We start from the raw sequence: 17950 nt of genomic DNA, 5'->3' as shown, positions 1-17950 counted from the left end.
TGGAGCGACCCTCCACCGTTCGCGGCGGCGACGTCAGGCTCGCATCCAGATTGCCGTCGCTCGGTCCTAGTAGGTTATGGGGCATGAGCGCACCGGATCAGGAGTATCGGCTACCGAACGGCGGGCCCAGCATCGCTCTCCTGCCGAAGGTGTCGCTGCACGACCACCTCGACGGCGGAGTCCGGCCCGAGACGCTGGTCGAACTGGCCGACGAGGTCGGACTCGCCCTGCCCGCGGCGGACGCCCCGTCGCTCGCCGCCTGGATCGAGGCGCGCTGCGACTCCGGCTCGCTCGTGTCGTACCTCGAGCCCTTCGATCTGACCGTCGGCGTGATGCAGACCGAGTCGGGTCTCCGCCGCATCGCTCACGAGTTCGTCCTCGACCTGGCGGCGGACGGCGTCATCCACGGCGAGATCCGCTGGGCGCCCGAGCAGCACACCCGATCCGGCCTGTCGATCGATCAGGCCGTCGAGGCCGTTCAGGCCGGGCTCGACGACGGGGTCGCCGATCTGGCGGAGCGGGGCCACGTCATCACCATCGGGCAGATCCTCAGCGCGCTCCGCACGGAGGGGCGCTCGCTCGAGATCGCGGAACTCGCCCTCCGCCACCGCGAGCGGGGCGTCGTCGCGTTCGACCTGGCGGGAGCCGAGAACGGCTTCCCCGCGGCGGCGCACTCCGAGGCGTTCGACCTGCTCGCGCGCGAGTTCTTCCCCGTCACGGTCCACGCCGGCGAAGCGGACGGCCTCGACAGCATCAAGGGAGCCCTGCTCGACGGGCGGGCTCTCCGCCTCGGGCACGGTGTCCGGCTCGCGGAGGACGTCAGCGTCCTCGAGCGCGACGGAGACAACACCACGGTGGGCCTCGGCCCGGTGGCCTCCTGGGTCCGTGACCGCGAGGTCGCCCTCGAGCTGTCGCCCTCGTCGAATCTCCAGACCGGAGCCATCGCCCAGTGGGGCACCGAGCTCTACGACCACCCCTTCGACGTGCTCTACCAGCTCGGCTTCCGGGTCACCGTGAACACCGACAACCGCCTCATGAGCGGGACGAGCCTCAGCCGCGAGCTCGCGCTCCTCGCCCAGGCCTTCGACTACGACCTGGCCGACCTCGAGCGCTTCCAGCTCAGTGCGGCGGCCTCCGCGTTCCTCCCGCTCGAGGATCGCGACATCCTGGCCGACCGCATCGTCGACGGCTTCGAGAGGGCGTGACGATGGTGCTCCCCGCGATCCCCGACGAAGCCATCGTCATCGGTGCGACGGCGCCCGACTGGCGAGCCGCCGTGCACCTCGTCGGCGACGCCCTCGTCGCGTCCGGGTCCGCCAAGGTCGGCTACTCCGACGCGATGATCCGGATGATCGACGAGCACGGTCCCTACGTCGTGATCGCCCCCGGGCTCGCTCTGGCACACGCGCGCCCCGACGACCAGGTGCTCTCCACCGGCCTCGCGATCGTCACCCTCGCCACCCCGGTGCCGTTCGGCCACCCTCACAACGACCCGGTGAGCGTCGTCCTCGGCCTCGCCGTCGAATCGGTCGGGGGTCACCTCGAGTCGATCGCCGACATCGCCAACGTGTTCAACGACTCCAGCAGGATCGGGGCTCTGGCAGCCGCCACGACGCCCGACGAGGTGCGGAGACTGATGGGAGTGTCGTCGTGAAGATCGTCACCATCTGCGGGGCCGGGATCGGCTCGAGCGGCATCCTCAAGGTCAACGCCGAGCGGGTGCTCCAGAAGCTCGACATCGAGGCCGAGGTCGTCGCCGCCGACATCGGGAGCGTCAAGGCGGTGGCCGACGACGCGCAGGTCATCCTCACCTCGGCGGAGTTCGTCGACGCCATCGGGCCGACGTTCGCCGATGTCATCGTCATCGAGAACTTCTTCGACCAGCAGGAGCTGACCGAGAAGCTGGAGCGCGCGCTCGGCTGAGGTGCGGTCGGTGGGCGTGCGATCCGCTGACGTGGGGTCGGCCGACGTGCCATCGCGTAGCGCGCCGTTGCGCGCCGCGCCGTTGCGCGCCGCGCCGGTGTGCGCCGCGCCGGTGCGCGCCGCGCCGGCGCGCTACCGCAGCAGCTCGCGCACGCCCGCGTCGAGGTCGGCCACGACCGCGTCCGCCGCTTCTCGACGCGCCACGGCGTCTCCGGTCGTGCTCCAGGCGTCGATGTAGACCTTGAGCTTCGGCTCGGTCCCGCTCGGGCGGACGATGACTCTCGCCCCGTCGTGCCTCTCGTCGCCGGACAGCCAGAATCGCAGGATGTCGCCCGGCGGAAAGCCCTCGAAACCCTCCGCGAAGTCGTCGAGCCGCTCCACCGGGTGGACGCCGATCTCGGTCGGGACGGAGGCGCGGAGGCCCGAGGTGATGCGAGGGATCTCGCTCAGGTCGGAGACGCGGAGCGAGACCTGGGACGAGGCGAACGCCCCGAAGCGCGCGTCGAAGGCCCGCAGGTGCTCGGCCAACGAGCTGCCCTGGGTGACGAGCTCGGACGCCAGCGCGAGCATGTCGACGGCCGCCGAGATGCCGTCCTTGTCGCGCACCTTGGCGGGGTCGACGAGGTAGCCGAGAGCCTCCTCGTAACCGTAGGCCAGACCGTCGACGCGGGAGACCCACTTGAAGCCGGTGAGCGTGTCGACGTAGTCGAGGTCGTACTGTCGAGCGACCTCGCGGAGTGCGGGCGAGGAGACGATGGAGGCGGCGAGGCTCCCCGTGGTCGAAGTAGCGGTGAGCCGCTCGGCGGCTCGCCACCCGAGGAGCGCCCCCACCTCGTTGCCGGTGAGCTGACGCCACGCCGGGTCGGCCGCGCCGCCGGCACCCGGGATGGCGACGGCGAGCCGATCGGCGTCGGGGTCGTTGGCCAGGATGAGGTCGGCACCGACGCGCGTCGCCGTCTCGAAGGAGAGGTCCATCGCCCCGGGCTCCTCCGGATTGGGGAAGGCGACGGTCGGGAAGGCCGCGTCGGGGGCCGCCTGCTCGGCGACCGGGATCGGCTCGGTGAAGCCGGCCGTCGCGAAGACGCGGCGAGCGACCTCCCAGCCGACCCCGTGCAGAGCCGTGTAGACGACGCGCGGCTGCTTCTCGCGGCCGGCCGGTGTGCCGGCGACGGCCGCCGTGAGCCGGACGTAGTCCATGACGAGGTCGTCGCCCGCGGTGGCGTAGTCGTCGGAGCGGGAGAGGTCGAGTACGGAGGTGGTGGCGGCGACGCGCTCGATCTCCTCGGCGATCTCGCCGTCGGTGGGACTGACGATCTGGGAGCCGTGGTCGGCGCCGCCCAGGTAGACCTTGTAGCCGTTGTCGCGCGGCGGGTTGTGGCTCGCCGTCACCATGACGCCGGCGCTCGCGTCGAGGTGGCGGACGGCGAAGGCGAGGACCGGGGTCGGCAGGGCGCGGGGGAGCAGGGTCGCGGCGACTCCCGCGGCGGCCATGATCTCGGCGGTGTCTCTGGCGAACACGTCGGAATTCGTGCGGCCGTCGTACCCGATGACGATGCTGGGTTTCTCCTCGCGACGGACGAGGAAGGCGGCGAAACCGGCGGCGGCCTGGGCCACGAGGACCCGGTTCATCCGGTTCGAGCCCGCTCCGAGCTCGCCCCGGAGCCCGGCGGTGCCGAACTGGAGGCGTGAGGCGAATCGGTCGGCGAGCTCGGCGGCGGAGTCGGCGTCGCCGTCGGAGACCCGCGCGAGGAGGGCGGTGAGCTCGTCTCGGGTCTCGGGGTCGGGATCCTGCGCGAGCCAGCCCTCGGCGGCGGACACGACGCCGGTGGAGACGGTCGTCACAGGGCCCTCACCACGCGTGCGAGGAGGTCGCTGATGACGGGTTCGGCGTCTTTGCCGGCCTGGATGACCTCGGTGTGGCTCAGCGGCGTCTTCTGGATGCCCGCGGCGAGATTCGTGATCAGCGAGAAGCCGAGGATCTCCATGCCCGCCTGGCGGGCCGCGATGGCCTCCAGGCTCGTCGACATGCCCACGATGTGACCGCCGATGGCCTTCGCCATCTGCACCTCGGCGGGCGTCTCGTAGTGCGGGCCGCGGAACTGCGTGTAGACGCCCTCGTCGAGGGAGGGGTCGATCGAGCGCGCGACGTCGCGGAGGCGCGACGAGTAGAGGTCGGTGAGGTCGATGAAGGTCGCCCCCTCGAGAGGAGAGTCGGCCGTGAGGTTGATGTGGTCGCTGATGAGGACCGGCGTGCCGGGCTTCCAGTGCTCCTTGATGCCGCCGGCACCGTTCGTCAGGACCATGGTGCGGGCACCCGTCGCGGCGGCCGTGCGCACGCTGTGGACCACGCGGCGCACGCCGTGACCCTCGTAGTAATGGGTGCGGGCGCCGATGACCAGGGCGTGTCGCCCGTCGGGGAGGCGGACGCTCCGCAGCGAGCCGGTGTGCCCGACGACCGCGGAGGCGCTGAAGCCGGTGATCTCGGTCGCGGGGATCTCGGCGACGGTCTCGCCGAGGAGGTCGGCCGCCTTCGCCCACCCGCTGCCCAGGGTCAGTGCGATGTCGTGGGAGGCGACACCCGTCGCGTCGGCGATCTCGGCGGCTGCGGTGCGCGCGATCTCGAAGGGATCGGCCGTGGGGTCGTCGAGGGGATTCGTGTGGGTCGAAGGCATGCGAACCACTCTAGAGGCGACCGGAAGGGGCTGCAGGATCTGTCCACAGGGTGTCCCGGACCGAGCGTCGGTCGGGTCCGAGTTGTCCACAGGCGCCGATCCCGCGTCCGGTCCCCGTGCCGCTTCCCCCGATAATGGAGCCATGAGCTACGAGTTCGAGCGGAAGCAGCGCCTGGCGATCCTCGGCGGGGGTCCCGGCGGCTACGAGGCCGCTCTGAGCGGCGCGCAGCTCGGCGCCGACGTCACCCTCGTGGAGCGGATCGGGGTCGGCGGCTCCGCCGTCATCACCGACGTCGTCCCGTCGAAGACGCTCATCGCGACGGCGGAGGCGAGCAACGCCATCGGCGAGGCCGCCGACCTGGGCGTCCAGTTCTTCACCCGCGGCGAGAACGGTCGGCCCGTGCGGCCGCAGGTGGCCGTCAACCTGCAGGCGGTCAACGAGCGGCTCCTGCGGCTCGCGCGGCAGCAGTCCGAAGACATGAAGGCCGAGCTCATCCGGTCCGGCGTGCGGATCGTCCAGGGGCACGGGCGACTCGACGGCCCATCGCGCATCGTCGTGTCGACCGGCGGCGGCACCGGGAGCACCGACTTCGACGAGATCGAGGCCGACACGGTCGTCGTCAGCGTCGGCGCGAGGCCGCGCGAACTCGACTCGGCGAGGCCCGACGGCGAGCGCATCCTGACCTGGACCCAGCTCTACACGCTGAAGACCGTGCCCGACCATCTCATCGTGGTCGGCTCGGGCGTGACCGGGGCGGAGTTCGCCAGCGCCTACACTGCCCTCGGCTCGAAGGTCACGCTCGTCTCCAGCCGCGACCAGGTGCTGCCGGGAGAGGACGCCGACGCCGCGCGCGTCATCGAGGACGTCTTCACCCGCAACGGCATGACGGTCCTGTCGAAGTCGCGGGCCGAGTCGGTCGAGCGGACCGACGACGGCGTGGTCGCCACGCTCACCGACGGTCGTCTCCTCCACGGGAGCCACTGCCTCCTCGCCGTCGGCTCCATCCCCAACACCTCCGGCATCGGTCTGGAGGAGGCCGGGATCCAGCTGGCCGACTCGGGGCACATCCGCGTGAACCGCGTTGCGCGCACCTCGGTGCCGTCCGTCTACGCGGCCGGCGACTGCAGCGATTTCCTGCCGCTCGCGTCGGTCGCCTCCATGCAGGGGCGCACCGCGGTCTTCCACTCCATGGGCGACGCCGTCACGCCGATCGAGCTCCGGAACGTCACGTCGAACATCTTCACCCAGCCCGAGATCGCCACCGTCGGCTGGACCCAGAAGCAGATCGAGGACGGCGTGGCCCAGGGCGAGATCTACAAGCTGCCCCTCGCGGCCAATCCGCGAGCCAAGATGATGGGCATCCGCGACGGCTTCGTCAAGATCTTCGCCCGGACCGGCTCCGGCACGGTCATCGGCGGCGTCATCGTGGCGCCCAAGGCGTCCGAACTGATCTTCCCCCTGGCCCTCGCGGTCGAGCATCGTCTCACGGTCGACCAGGTCGCTCGGGCCTTCACGGTCTACCCGTCCCTCTCCGGCTCGATCGCCGACGCGGCGAGGGCGATGCACATCGTCAACTGACGCCTCCGGCTGCCTCTCCTCCACAGGTGCCGTGCGCGAACGGGTTGTCCCCGGGCCGACTTTCACGGAGCTCGCAAGGCCGGCCGCCTCGTCAGGATGGCGGGATGGGTCCCCTTCAGAGCGTCCTCTGGCGCGGCGGCGGTTTCGCGACGTACCGACAACTGATCGACGCGGGCGCAACCTCGAAACGATTGAAGGCGCTCGTCGACGGTGGGCGTCTGCTCCGTCCACGTCGCGGTGTCTACGCGCTGCCGTCGGCCGATCCTGCCGGACTTCGGGCCGTCCGGCTCGGTGGACGACTGGCCGAGCTGAGTGCGGCTCGGAGCTTCGGGTTGTGGGGCGGTTGGTCCGACTCGCTGGTGATCTCGCTCCCCGGCTCCGCCTCGGGCCGCTCACTCGTGTCGCGGGGAGCGAGTCGGGACGCCCCCGATCTGGTGCGGTGGAACGACGATCCGAGCGAGACCAGATGGTGCTGGAGAGTGAGCGCCCAGCGCTGCATCCTGCAGGTTCTCCGCTGGCACGATCGCGCGACCGGCGTGGCGGTCGTGGAGACGGCATTGACCGCCCGCATCGTCGATCGCCGCTCGCTCCTCGAGAGGCTGCAACACGATCCGCACAGGCACGACATCGTGCTGCGGGCCCGGGTCGGGGCCGCCTCGGGCGTCGAATCGATCGCGCGGCAGCGGCTGGAAGGCTGCGGACTCCAGATGGAGATGCAGAGCAGGATCGACGGTGTCGGCCTCGTCGACCTCCGCGTGGTCGGTACGCGCGTGATCATCGAGCTCGACGGTTATCGGTTCCACTCCAGCCCGGAGCGGTTCGCCGACGATCGTCGCCGCGACTCCGAGGCTCGCGTTCGGGGGTTCGTTCCGCTGAGATTCACGGCCCTTCAGGTCTGCGACCAGTGGCCGTGGGTCGAGCGGATGATTCTGGCGGGAATCGCGACGGCAGGGCTCGGCCCGAGCTGATGCTTGAGCAGGAGTTTTCTCCGACGGCTCCTGCAATATCAGCCGAAGTCGGCTCTTCTCCTGCTGAATCGTCCGTCGCGGGCACAGGTTCCTGCGGTGGAGGAGTGTCGTCCTGCTGAAGCGTTCGTGCTTCGGCGCGGACGCGAGGGAGCCCACCGGCGCGGACGCGAGGGAGCCCACCGGCGCGGGCGCGTGTGCCGACGGGCCGGCGCCCATGAAGGGCGCCCGCCGGCCGCGGGCGTCAGTCCTCGATGGTGAGGAGCACGTGGCCCGACGAGACGGTGCTGCCGACGGCGGCGTCGATCCCCGAGACGGTGCCGTCGCGATGGGCCGCGACCGGCTGCTCCATCTTCATGGCCTCGAGCACCAGGACGAGATCGCCCTTCACGACGTGCTGCCCCTCCTCCACGGCGAGCTTCACGACGGTCGCCTGCATGGGAGCCTTCACGGCGTTCCCCGTGGCGACGGCGGCGGTCGCCCGACCGGAGGAACGGCGCCGGGGCGGAGCGACGGGGGCGGCCGCGCGCGCGCCGAGCGACGACGGCAGCGTCACCTCGATCCGCTTGCCGCTGACCTCCACGACGACGGTGTTGCGGGCCGGAGCCGCGCGGGGGCTCTCGGCCTCGCCGCTCCAGGGCTCGATGCGGTTGTCGAACTCGGTCTCGATCCAGCGGGTGAAGATCGAGAACGGCTCGCCGCCCTCGGGCGCGAAGGCCGGGTCGTCGACGATCGCGCGGTGGAACGGGAGCACGGTGGGGAGGCCGGCGACCTCGAACTCGGCGAGGGCCCGGCGCGAGCGCTCGAGGGCGTCCTCGCGGGTGGCGCCGGTGACGATCAGCTTCGCCAGGAGCGAGTCGAAGGAGCCGCTGATCTCGTCGCCCGCCTGGACCCCGGAGTCGACCCGGATGCCGGGGCCGCCGGGCGCCTTGAAGACGTGGATCGGGCCGGGCGCGGGCATGAAGCCGCGACCGGCGTCCTCGCCGTTGATGCGGAACTCGAAGGAGTGCGCGGTGGGCGTCGGGTCGTCGTAGTCGAGGACGCCGCCCTCGGCGAGGCGGAACTGCTCGCGGACGAGGTCGATGCCGGTGACCTCCTCGGAGACGGGGTGCTCGACCTGGAGGCGCGTGTTGACCTCGAGGAAGGACACGGTGCCGTCCTGGCCGATGAGGAACTCGCACGTTCCGGCACCGACGTAGCCGACCTCGCGCAGGATCGCCTTCGAGGCCTCGTAGAGCTTGGTCGTCTGCTCGTCGGTGAGGAAGGGGGCGGGCGCCTCCTCGACGAGCTTCTGGTGGCGGCGCTGGAGCGAGCAGTCGCGGGTGGAGACGACGACGACGTTGCCGTGCTCGTCGGCGAGGCACTGGGTCTCGACGTGGCGCGGTTTGTCGAGGTACTTCTCGACGAAGCACTCCCCCCGGCCGAAGGCGGCGATGGCCTCGCGGGTGGCGGAGTCGAACAGTTCCGGGACCTCCTCGCGGGTGCGGGCGACCTTGAGGCCTCGGCCGCCGCCGCCGAAGGCCGCCTTGATGGCGACGGGGAGGCCGTGGGTGTCGACGAAGTCGAGGACCTCGTCGGCTCCCGCCACGGGGTTCAGGGTGCCGGGGGCGAGGGGCGCACCCACGCGCTCGGCGATGTGCCGGGCGGAGACCTTGTCGCCGAGCTTCTCGATGGCGTCGGGCGACGGTCCGATCCAGGTGAGGCCCGCCGAGGTGACGGCGCGCGCGAAGTCGGCGTTCTCGGCGAGGAAGCCGTAGCCGGGGTGGACGGCGTCGGCGCCGGAGCGGCGGGCGATCGACAGGATCTTGTCGATCACGAGGTACGTGTCGGCGCTCGTGGTGCCGTCCAGCGCGTAGGCCTCGTCGGCGAGGCGGGCGTGGAGGGCGTCGCGGTCCTGATCGGCGTACACCGCGACCGACGCGATGGAGCTGTCGCGAGCGGCCCGGATCACCCGGACGGCGATCTCTCCGCGGTTGGCAATGAGCACCTTGGTAATTCGGGGCATAAATCCCAAGCCTAGGGGTACGACGGGAACCGCCTTTGGATGCCATGCACAAAAACTCGCCGCGTCGCCGCGAGGAAGGTCACAAGCCGCGGCGGTTCCAGAGGGCGTGCCACTCGATCCCGAAGTGCTCGCGGAACAGTCGGCGGAGGACCGGCACGGAGAGGCCGACGACCGCGCTCGGCGTCCCCTCGATGCTCTCGATGAAGGCCGCGGCCAGGCCGTCGATCGTGAACGCGCCCGCCACCTTCAGCGGTTCGCCGGACGCCACGTAGGCCGCGACCTCCGCGTCGGTGACGTCGTCGGCGAAGACGAGGGCGGCGCTGGCGGTCGCCGATGCTCCCCGTCCGGGCCGACCGCCGCGGTGGTCGATGAGGTGGTGACCCGAGTGCAGGGTGCCCGAGCCCCGGCGGATCATCTGTCCCCAGCGGGCGGTCGCCACGTCGGGAGTGTGCGGCTTGCCCAGCACCTCGCCCTCGATCTCGAACGCCGAATCGCCGCCGAGAATGAAGCCGTCGATCGGTCGGCCGTCGACGAGGCTGCCCACGACCGCTTCGGCCTTGGCCCTGGCCAGGAGGGCGACCGTCTCGGTGGCGTCCAGGGCGCGGCCGAGACGCGCCGACTCCTGCGCGACCGCTTCGTCCTCGTCGACGCCGGGGGAGATGAGGACGGGCTCGATGCCGGCGGCCCGCAGGAGCGACAGCCGGGCGGGGGAGGTGCTGGCGAGGTAGAGGCGCTCGGTCATGCCCCCAGCGTGCCAGACGGCCGGGGGACGCGGCGCCCGTCGGCCGAACGGCCGCGGGGACGACCCCGCGATGCGCCAGACTGGACGCATGGGTGACATGCAGGGCCAGGACGTCGATCTCGACGTCACCACCATCGCGCACGGCGGGATCTCCGTCGCGCGTCTCGAGGGTCGCGTCGTCTTCGTGACCGACGCGATCCCCGGCGAGCGGGTGCGGGCGCGCATCACCGACGACCGCAAGAAGTCGTTCTGGCGCGCCGACACGGTCGCGGTGCTGGAGCCCTCCGAGCACCGTCGCGAGCACGTCTGGGGTGCCGCGAGCATCCGGCACGACCCCGCCCGGCGCGCCGGCGGCGCCGAGTTCGGCCACATCGCCCTGGCGCACCAGCGGGAGCTCAAGCGACAGGTCCTCGTCGAGGCCCTCCAGCGCATGGCGCACATCGCGCCCGAGGTCGTCGTCGAGGCCCTCCCGGGTGACGACGACGTCGACGGGGCGCGCTGGCGGACCCGGATCCGGCTCCACGTCGACGACGACGGTCGCCCCGGCCCGTACGCGGCTCGCTCCCACACCGTCGTCGACGTCGACGACCTCCCCCTCGCCACCCTCGCGGTCGAGGAGGCCGCGCCTCTCGACCAGCGCTTCCCCGGCGAGGAGCACGTCGACGTGCTCGCCCCGGCCGAGGGCGGAGCCCGACTGATCGTCGGGAAGCAGGCCCGGACGACGATCACCGAGAGGGTCGGCGACCGCGAGTTCCGCCTGGACGACGGCGGGTTCTGGCAGGTGCACCACGGCGCGGCCTCGACGCTGACCGAGGCCGTCGGCACCCTCGTCGACCCGGAGCTGTTCGATCCGCGGGCGGCCAACCTCGACCTCTACGGCGGAGTCGGCCTCCTCGCCGCCGCCGTCGGCGACCGCTTCGGCCAGGCGACGCGCATCACCAGCGTCGAGAGCGACTCCCGCGCGACCGACCACGCCGCGCACAACCTGCAGGAGTGGATCGGCGCCCAGGCGGTCACCGGTCGCGTCGAGCGGTTCGTGAGCGACCTCGCCGAGCACGCCTCCGCCGGCGACCGCTCCAGGCACCGTGCGGCGACGATCGTCCTCGACCCACCCCGCTCGGGGGCTGGCAGCCAGGTCGTGGACCGCCTAGCGTCGATGCAGTCTGCCCAGATCGTCTACGTCGCCTGCGACCCGGTCGCTCTGGCCAGGGATGTCGCGCTCTTCGCGGAGCGCGGCTACCACCTCGAAGCCCTCCGCGCCTTCGACCTGTTCCCGAACACGCACCACCTCGAAACGGTCGTGCGCCTGACGCGATGACCGTGTCGGGTGCCGATAGGATTCGGCTGGTGACGCCCGGGAATCAGGGACTCGAGCGCCCATCGAACGAAGGATGATCGTGTCAGATACCACGACGGACCAGGCTGCTGACAACGAAGGGGTCGCCCCCGTGGCGAAGCCCGTGCGGGTGGCCATCGTCGACGACCACGAGTCGGTCCGGCTCGGCATCCAGGCCGCCTGCCAGAACGAGGGTTTCCAGGTCATCCTCACCGCCGCCGGTGTGCAGGAGTTCGTCGACAACCTCGCCGGCCGCGAGGTCGACGTCGTCGTCCTCGACCTCTCCCTCGGCGACGGCTCCACGGTCACCGAGAACGTCAAGCGCGTCCAGGCGACCGGCTCGGCCGTGCTCGTCCACTCCATCGCCGACCGGGTCGCCTCGGTCCGCGAGGCGCTCGCCGCGGGAGCCGCCGGCGTCATCCCCAAGTCCTCCGCGACGAAGACCGTCATGGCCGCCGTCGCGACCGTCGCCCGCGGCGACGTCCTCAACAACCTCGAGTGGGCGAGCGCGATCGACGCCGACCGCGACTTCGCCAAGGCGCAGCTCGGAAGGCGCGAGCGCGAGATCCTCCACCTCTACGCCTCCGGCCTCCCGCTCAAGCTCGCCGCCCAGCAGCTCGGCATCGGCTATTCGACCGCTCGCGAGTACCTCGACCGCATCCGCGTGAAGTACGTCGAGGTCGGCCGCCCCGCGCCGACGAAGGTCGACCTGCTGCGCCGCGCGGTGGAGGACGGCATCCTGCCCGGTCTGGACGCGGACGGCGGCGATGGCCGCTGACGGGGTCCCCCCCGTACCCGAACTCCGACAGCGGTCGACGCGGAACCCGATCAGCGGGCCGCTGCTCGACCAGGTCTTCGGTCGTGGTCTCGCCGCGCTCGGTCTCGTCTTCGGACTCCAGGCCGTGCCGTTCGCCCTCGGTCAGCAGGCGAGCATGCAGCCCGTGTGGGCGTGGATCATCTCGCTCGCCATCTTCGGCGGCATCCTGGCCACCTGCGCCACGGGCGTCGTCATGCGCGGCGTCGAGATCACGGCGGCCTTCTTCGCGATCTCGTTCCTCGTCGCGCTCATCACCTGGCCCCTCGCCGTGCAGGATCCCGCGGTCGTCCAACCGCAGGTCCCCTGGCTCTGGTACCTGGTCACCGTCGCGACCTCGGCCGCGGCCATCGCCTTCTCGCGCTGGGTGGCGACCGGCTACCTGCTGATCGCGCCGCTCGTCTACGGGCTGATCCGCCTCACGCCGTCCGGCGGCGGGGCATCACCCCTCCGAGCGGCCCTCGACGGCTCGTACTCGGTCATCCTCGGCGGTGCCGTCCTCATCCTCATCATCCTGCTGCGCCAGGCCTCGACCTCGGTCGACCAGGCGCAGGGCACGGCCGTGGCCCGCTACTCGGGAGCCATCCGCGAGCACGCGACGGAGGTCGAGCGGGTGCAGGTCGACGCCATCGTGCACGACAGCGTCCTCACGACCTTCCTCTCGGCCGCCCGGGCGTTCAGCCCCGAGGAGAAGGCCCTGGCGACGACCATGGCCCGCAACGCCATGGCGCACCTGACGAGCGCCGCCAGCGCCACCCCGTTCGACGAGTCGTCGACGAGCCTGGAGTCGATGCGGGAGCGCATCGGCGTCTTCATCGACAACCTCGGAGCCGAGGTCGAGGTGCGCGCCAAGGGTCTCGACGGTCACGTCATCCCCGCGCCCGCCGCGGAGGCTCTCTACTCGGCCGCCGTGCAGGCGATCGTCAACAGCGTGCAGCACGCGGGCGGGCCCGAGGTGTCCCGGTGGGTCAGCCTCAACTGGGCCGCGGAGGGCGTCGCCGTCGACGTCGGCGACACGGGTCCGGGGTTCAACCCGTCGTCCGTCCCCGGCGAGCGGCTCGGCGTCCGCGTCTCCATCACCGAACGGCTCTCCAACGCCGGGGGCGAGGCCGTCATCCACACCAAGATGGGCTCCGGCACCGTCATCAGCCTCACCTGGCCGCGCCGTACCCCGGCCGAGCCCGCCGTGGCCACATCGATCTCGGAGGACGTCGCGTGAACGTCAGACTGCCCCGCTGGCTGCCCGTCGGGCTCGCCGCGCTCTTCTCGCTCTACCACCTGCTCCTGGCAGCCGCGTCGATCGACATCCCCGCGCATCCGGGCCCCGTCGTCGTGTCGATGGTGCTGTACGCCGCGGCGACGGCCGCCGTGCTGTGGCCGCCGAAGACGAAGAACCTCCTGCTGCCGGTGTGGCTCGCCTCCGTGGCCCTCGCCGTGGCGATCATCCTGCCCCTCGCCGTCGCCTCGCAGCTCGACCCGCACCGCGAGGGCGGCAACGGCTACGCGACCTGGTACGTGGCCGCGGTCGGGACGCTCATGGTGATCGTCTCGACCCGGCGCCGCCAGGGCTTCGCCTGGATCGGGGTCGGGTTCCTGGTGGTCCACTCCGTCATCTGGAGCGGCAACTTCGCCGAGCTGGCGAACCTCGGCGTGCTGGGGAGCGTCAGCTGGGTCGCCATCTCGCACGCCCTGCAGGCCACGCTGGCCAGGGCGAGCCGGGACACCCGCGAGTTCATCCGGGCCGAGCAGGAGGCGGCCGACTGGCAGGCGGCCCAGGAGGCCCACGTCAACGAGCGGCAGTACCGGCTCCTGCAGACCGGGCGCACCGCGAGGCCGATGCTCCAGCGCATCGTCGCGACCGGCGGCGACCTCTCGGCCGAGGAGCGTCAGGAGTGCCTGAACCTCGAGGGGGCCATCCGCGACGAGATCCGCGGGCGGCGCCTGCTCAGCGACGACGTCCGCCGCGAGGTCATGGCGGCGCGACGGCGCGGCACCGTCGTCAGCCTCCTCGACGAGGGCGGGATCGACGACCTCGACGACGTCGAGCTCGACCGGGTGCACCGGGCGCTCGCCGACGCGATCCGCGACGCCTCGGCCGACCGCCTCATCATCAGGACCGTGGCGCCCGGCGGCGACTACGCCGTCACAGTGGTCGGGCTCAGCTCGGAGGACCTCCAGTCGAGCGCCCTCGGGAGCGGCACCAGCGGCTCCGACGTGGACGTCGAGGACGACGAGGACGACGACGACGGGGAGGACGAGGTCAGCCTCTGGTTGCAGATCCCGCGCGTCGCCGGATTCGTGCCCGTGCCGTTCGACGACGACGACGAATGAACCTCACCCGGCGTCAGGCCGAGATCCTCGAGGGGATCGGCCGCGGGAACACCTACCGGGCCGTGGCCGAGAGGCTCTCGATCAGCCCGGCCACCGTCGCGTACCACGTCGGACGTCTCCAGCAGATGCTCCGCACGCCGACGCTGCCGGCGCTCATCGGTCTCGCGATCGTCTCCGGGATCCTCTCGAGCGATCAGTTCCCGCTGGAGCTGACCGGCAACCTCGTCGTGCCCGACGACCTGCTGCCCGAGGCCTAGCCCGGCGACGCGAAGGCGAGCGGTACCGTTCGCCGGCCGCTCGCCTGCCGTTCATCTCCTATCGCTTCTTCTAGTCGAGGCTGGGAACGTGCCCCGATGGGGGGTCACCCGACCTGGAGATCGATGTGAAGAATCCTGTTGTGAACCGTCCTGCCGCGCGCAAGCGCGCCCTCGGCCTGGGCGTCGTCGTCGTCGCCGCGGCCGTCCTCCTCCCGAGCGCCGCCGTCGCCGGTGCCGGCCTCGCGCTCTCGCAGAACGGAGGGGCGACCCGGCTGTCGGGCGACCAGACGTCCGACGTGCGCGCCGCGATTGACGGCTCGAAGGCGAAGAACGTCATCTTCCTGCTCGGCGACGGGATGGGCGACTCCGAGATCACCATCGCCCGCAACTACGCCTACGGTGCCGCCGGCCGCCTCCCGGGGCTCGACGCCCTTCCGCTCACCGGCTCGTACACCACCTACTCGCTCGCGAAGGACGGCCCCACGAAGGGCAAGCCCGACTACGTGACCGACTCGGCCGCCTCCGGCAGCGCTTGGACCACGGGCACGAAGACCTACGACGGCGCGATCTCGGTCGACATCGACGGCACCCCGCAGAAGACCCTCACCGAGATCGCGAAGGCGAACGGCCTGCGGACCGGTGACGTGAGCACCGCGGAGATCCAGGATGCGACTCCCGCCGTCCAGGTCGCGCACGTCGCCGACCGCGGCTGCTACGGCCCGGACACCGCCGTCTGCGGCAGCGATGCCCTCACTGCCGGCGGCCTCGGCTCGATCAGCGAGCAGCTGATCGGAACGCGTCCCGACGTCACCCTGGGTGGCGGCCAGACCAGCTTCCTGCAGACCGCGAAGGCCGGCGCCTACGCCGGACGCACGCTCTTCGACCAGGCGTCCGAGCGCGGCTACCAGGTCGTCCAGGACGGCGCGGCCCTGGCCGCGGTGAAGACCGCCGACCAGAAGAAGCCCCTGCTGGGCCTCTTCACGCCCGGCAACTTCCCGACCCGGTTCGCCGCGACTCCGGCGACCGTCGGCGGAGCCAACGCCGCGCCGGTCACCTGCACGCCGAACCCCGCCCGCCTCGGCAGCGACCTCAGCCTGCCGGCCCTCACGACGAAGGCGATCTCGCTGCTCGACAAGCCGAAGAACGGCAAGGGCTTCTTCCTCCAGGTCGAGGGCGCGTCGATCGACAAGCAGGACCACGCCGCGAACGCCTGCGGTCAGATCGGCGAGACGCTCGACTTCGACGAGGCCGTCCAGGCGGCCCTCGCCTTCGCGAAGAAGGACGGCAACACCCTCGTGATCGCCACGGCCGATCACGCCCACTCCAGCCAGATCGTCGACAACACCCCGCCGGCGACCCTGAGCACAGCGCTCCTCACGGCCGACGGCTCCGTCATGAAGGTGGCCTACGGCACGGCCGCCGCGGGTGGGTCGCAGCAGCACACGGGGACGCAGGTCCGGATCGCCGCCTACGGACCCGGAGCGGCCAACGTCGTCGGACTGACCGACCAGACGGACACCTTCTTCACCATGACCCGCTCGCTCCGACTCGATCGCGACACCGATCGCTTCAGCGCGTCGGCCAGGGCCACGGCGAACGACGTCCGACCGCGTCCGTCCGAGAAGATCACCCTGACCGGGACGCGCTTCGGCGGCGACCGCCAGGTCCGGGTGACGGCAGGATCCGAGGATCTCGGCACGGTCGACGTCATCGACGGGACCGTCACGCTCCGCTACACGGCTCCCGCGCGGACGGGTGACGTCGCCGTGACGCTGCACGGTGTCCAGAGCGGGACCGACGCGGTCGTGAAGCTGCGCGTCACGAAGTAGACGTCGGCCCGACGGACGGCCCCCTCCCCACCTCGTGGGAGGGGGCCGTCCTGATCCTGCGGGCCTCGACGGAATATCGACGGAGCCGGCGGGTTGGGGTCACCATGCCCCACGACACGCAGACAGACCACTCCCGCGCCACCCGCGGCGACCGCACGGCTCTCGTCGTCGGCGCCTCCGGCATCACCGGATCCGCCCTCGTCGAGCAGCTGGTGGGGGAGGGGTGGACCGTCCTCGCCCTCTCCCGGAGCGCCGCATCCGCGCCGGGCGTCCGCGGGATCGCCGCCGACCTCCGCGACCCGGAGAGCCTCCGCGACGCCCTCGCGCCCGAGAGGCCGACCCACGTCTTCTTCACGGCGTGGCAGCGGCAGGAGACGGAGGCGGAGAACATCGCCGTCAACGGCGGCATGGTCCGCGACCTCCTGGCCGCCCTGGCCCACGCTCCGCTCGAGCACGTCGCCCTCGTGACGGGCCTCAAGCACTACCTCGGGCCGTTCGAGGCGTACGCGGCGGGCGAGATGCCCGACACGCCGTTCCACGAGGAGGAGCCCCGGCTCGACACCCCGAACTTCTACTACGCCCAGGAGGACGAGCTCTTCGCGGCGGCGGCCCGTCAGGGATTCACCTGGTCCGTGCACCGGTCGCACACGGTCATCGGCTATGCCGTCGGGAACGCGATGAACATGGGCCTCACGCTCGCGGTGCAGGCGACGATCGCCAAGGAGCTCGACCTCGACTTCGTCTTCCCCGGCAGCGAGGCGCAGTGGAACGGCCTCACCGACATGACCGACGCCGGCGTCCTCGCCGAGCAGATGGTGTGGGCGGCCACGGAACCCGCCGGTCGGGACGAGGCGTTCAACATCGTCAACGGCGACGTCTTCCGCTGGCGCTGGATGTGGCCGCGGCTCGCCGAGCGTCTCGGGGTCGATCCCGCGAGGGTGGTCGGCTTCGAGGGATCTGCGCGACCCCTCGAGCAGCAGATGGCCGAGCACGAGGCGGCGTGGCCCGGCATCGCGGCGAAGCACGGCCTCGCGGAGTCGGACCTGTCGCGGCTCGCGTCGTGGTGGCACACCGACGCCGATCTCGGTCGCGCGATGGAGGTCGTCACCGACATGGGCAAGAGCCGCGAGGCGGGTTTCCTGTCGTTCCGCCGGACCGAGCGGGCCTTCGCCGACCTGTTCGACCGGTACCGGGCGGCGCGCCTGATCCCGTAGGGGAACGCGGGGCCATGACTCCACGATGTGCGGCGTTTCACGAAGGTGAGCGGCGGGTCGTGGAGTCTCGCCGGGGGCGGCTCACCCCGCCGGGGAACACCGGCCCGGGAAGCACCGCCCCGGGGGAACACCGCCCCCGGGAAACGCAGAAGGGCCGGACACCCGTCCGGCCCTTCGCAAGCCCCGAGTCAGGGCGACAACCCGAATGTCGCCCTGACTCGCCCCCGAACAGTCGATGGCCCGCTTACCCTAGAAGACCCTGTTCGGTGGTGTAACTCTGAGA

The 17950-nt window shown here is 71.5% G+C and carries 16 protein-coding genes; 12 read left to right on the top strand and 4 right to left on the bottom strand.

The window, feature by feature from the left end:
• Positions 1-83: 83 nt before the first annotated feature.
• From AS850_RS10200 to AS850_RS10190, 3 genes are read left to right on the top strand one after another with little or no spacing between them, the layout of a single operon-like run.
• Entirely contained in the window at positions 84-1205 is a 1122-nt protein-coding gene (locus tag AS850_RS10200; protein ID WP_119869018.1) for an adenosine deaminase, read from the top strand.
• Positions 1206-1207: 2 nt separating this feature from the next.
• A complete protein-coding gene (locus AS850_RS10195) occupies positions 1208-1654 on the top strand; it encodes a PTS sugar transporter subunit IIA (RefSeq protein WP_119869017.1) in 447 nt (148 codons plus the stop codon).
• A complete protein-coding gene (locus tag AS850_RS10190; protein WP_119869016.1) occupies positions 1651-1923 on the top strand; it encodes a PTS sugar transporter subunit IIB in 273 nt (90 codons plus the stop codon). The genes AS850_RS10195 and AS850_RS10190 overlap by 4 nt, the downstream gene beginning before the upstream one ends.
• Positions 1924-2055: 132 nt before the next feature.
• On the opposite strand, the gene AS850_RS10185 is transcribed toward AS850_RS10190, so the two are convergent.
• Both AS850_RS10185 and AS850_RS10180 read right to left on the bottom strand, forming a co-directional pair.
• On the bottom strand, positions 2056-3765 hold the full coding sequence (locus tag AS850_RS10185) for a phospho-sugar mutase (RefSeq protein WP_119869015.1): 1710 nt from the start codon (positions 3763-3765) through the stop codon (positions 2056-2058).
• Complete coding sequence (locus AS850_RS10180) at positions 3762-4595, bottom strand: purine-nucleoside phosphorylase (protein WP_119869014.1); 834 nt, start codon at positions 4593-4595, stop codon at positions 3762-3764. Before AS850_RS10180 ends, AS850_RS10185 begins: the two co-directional genes overlap by 4 nt.
• Before the next feature lie 142 nt (positions 4596-4737).
• Here AS850_RS10180 and AS850_RS10175 point away from each other — a divergent pair, with 142 nt between their 5' ends.
• Both AS850_RS10175 and AS850_RS10170 read left to right on the top strand, forming a co-directional pair.
• On the top strand, positions 4738-6174 hold the full coding sequence (locus AS850_RS10175) for an NAD(P)H-quinone dehydrogenase (protein WP_119869013.1): 1437 nt from the start codon (positions 4738-4740) through the stop codon (positions 6172-6174).
• A gap of 104 nt (positions 6175-6278) precedes the next feature.
• Positions 6279-7142: a type IV toxin-antitoxin system AbiEi family antitoxin domain-containing protein gene (locus AS850_RS10170; RefSeq protein ID WP_119869012.1), complete on the top strand. Its 864-nt coding sequence runs from the start codon at positions 6279-6281 to the stop codon at positions 7140-7142.
• Between the two features lie 241 nt (positions 7143-7383).
• On the opposite strand, the gene AS850_RS10165 is transcribed toward AS850_RS10170, so the two are convergent.
• Both AS850_RS10165 and AS850_RS10160 read right to left on the bottom strand, forming a co-directional pair.
• Positions 7384-9144 (bottom strand): acetyl/propionyl/methylcrotonyl-CoA carboxylase subunit alpha, encoded by a 1761-nt coding sequence (locus tag AS850_RS10165; protein ID WP_119869011.1) that lies wholly within the window; start codon positions 9142-9144, stop codon positions 7384-7386.
• Positions 9145-9223: 79 nt separating this feature from the next.
• Complete coding sequence (locus tag AS850_RS10160) at positions 9224-9886, bottom strand: Maf family protein (RefSeq protein WP_119869010.1); 663 nt, start codon at positions 9884-9886, stop codon at positions 9224-9226.
• Positions 9887-9974: 88 nt separating this feature from the next.
• Here AS850_RS10160 and AS850_RS10155 point away from each other — a divergent pair, with 88 nt between their 5' ends.
• The 7 genes from AS850_RS10155 to AS850_RS10125 all read left to right on the top strand — a co-directional run bounded on the left by AS850_RS10155 (position 9975) and on the right by AS850_RS10125 (position 17667).
• Positions 9975-11204 (top strand): class I SAM-dependent RNA methyltransferase, encoded by a 1230-nt coding sequence (locus AS850_RS10155; RefSeq protein WP_119869009.1) that lies wholly within the window; start codon positions 9975-9977, stop codon positions 11202-11204.
• Positions 11205-11277: 73 nt separating this feature from the next.
• The gene (locus AS850_RS10150; protein WP_236940677.1) at positions 11278-12000 is read left to right on the top strand and encodes a response regulator transcription factor; all 723 of its coding nucleotides are present in this window, start codon (positions 11278-11280) and stop codon (positions 11998-12000) included.
• The gene (locus AS850_RS10145; RefSeq protein ID WP_119869007.1) at positions 11990-13255 is read left to right on the top strand and encodes a sensor histidine kinase; all 1266 of its coding nucleotides are present in this window, start codon (positions 11990-11992) and stop codon (positions 13253-13255) included. The genes AS850_RS10150 and AS850_RS10145 overlap by 11 nt, the downstream gene beginning before the upstream one ends.
• Positions 13252-14367: a hypothetical protein gene (locus tag AS850_RS10140; RefSeq protein WP_119869006.1), complete on the top strand. Its 1116-nt coding sequence runs from the start codon at positions 13252-13254 to the stop codon at positions 14365-14367. Before AS850_RS10145 ends, AS850_RS10140 begins: the two co-directional genes overlap by 4 nt.
• A complete protein-coding gene (locus tag AS850_RS10135; RefSeq protein ID WP_119869005.1) occupies positions 14364-14624 on the top strand; it encodes a LuxR C-terminal-related transcriptional regulator in 261 nt (86 codons plus the stop codon). Before AS850_RS10140 ends, AS850_RS10135 begins: the two co-directional genes overlap by 4 nt.
• 140 nt (positions 14625-14764) lie before the next feature.
• Positions 14765-16453 carry an alkaline phosphatase gene (gene phoA / locus AS850_RS10130; protein WP_119869004.1) on the top strand — a complete coding sequence of 563 codons (1689 nt, stop codon included), beginning with the start codon at positions 14765-14767 and terminating at the stop codon, positions 16451-16453.
• 104 nt (positions 16454-16557) lie between these two features.
• Positions 16558-17667, top strand: a complete 1110-nt coding sequence (locus AS850_RS10125; protein ID WP_119869003.1) for an SDR family oxidoreductase — start codon at positions 16558-16560, stop codon at positions 17665-17667.
• Positions 17668-17950: the final 283 nt, after the last annotated feature.

Origin of the sequence: Frondihabitans sp. 762G35 (genome assembly GCF_002074055.1) — a bacterium.
GTDB lineage: Bacteria > Actinomycetota > Actinomycetes > Actinomycetales > Microbacteriaceae > Frondihabitans.
Note: the sequence above shows the minus strand (reverse complement) of the source record. Positions and strands in the feature narration are given on the sequence as shown.